Origin of the sequence: Methylophaga sp. UBA2012 (assembly GCF_002335235.1) — a bacterium.
GTDB classification, from domain to species: Bacteria; Pseudomonadota; Gammaproteobacteria; order Nitrosococcales; family Methylophagaceae; genus Methylophaga; species Methylophaga thalassica.
The window spans coordinates 48,130-48,821 of record NZ_DDCG01000009.1 but is presented as its reverse complement, the minus strand read 5'-3'; the positions used below and the strand labels follow the sequence as shown (position 1 = coordinate 48,821).

2 protein-coding genes are annotated in these 692 nt (G+C 41.6%); both read right to left on the bottom strand.

Going from position 1 to position 692, the window contains the following annotated elements:
• On the bottom strand, window positions 1-298 hold a 298-nt coding region (locus B2248_RS07175; protein WP_286722591.1), incomplete at its 3' end, for a hypothetical protein.
• 15 nt (window positions 299-313) lie between these two features.
• The coding region (locus B2248_RS07170) for a S16 family serine protease (protein WP_286722590.1) at window positions 314-692 on the bottom strand (379 nt) is incomplete at its 5' end.

The window sequence follows — 692 nt, the reverse complement described above, 5'->3', positions numbered from 1 at the left end:
GAGCTGGAGCTGGAGCTGGAGCAGTATGTTCCTTTTCAGTCAGCTTTTCATTGTCTTTATTTACTGATGTGTCATCTGACTGCGTAGTCGGTGCAACCTCCTGAGGTGTCACTGGCGGTTCAACACGTTCCGGTTCATCATCTAAAGGCTCAATGATGGAATCAAAAGGAATTGGCTTATCCACGATATCGTCGATATCATTCTTTGCAACAGAAGCTAATAACAACCAAGCAATAACACCGATAACAAAGAGTAATAAGGCAGCCCCTATCAAGCGTTGCTTTTGTACCAGTGTCATTGCTTGCTCCAGTGATTAATGATGATTGGGTGAGTTTACCTCATGATACTTATTTTTATCAGAGGCAATAACTCCCGTTTCGTTATTGGCTGAAGGCATATGCTGTAAGGCAACATCGAGCACTTCATAGATCCATTTAACAGGAATGATAGTTAAACCTTGTTTAACATTTTCAGGAATTTCCTTTAAATCCTTAACGTTATCGTGAGGAATTAATACTGTATCTATTCCACCTCGATGAGCAGCTAACAGTTTTTCTTTTAGTCCACCAATGGCTAATACTTCACCACGCAGCGTAATTTCACCCGTCATAGCTACATTCGCTTTGACAGGAATGCCAGTGATAGCTGAGACTAATGCGGTACACATACCAATACCAGCACTTGGACCATCT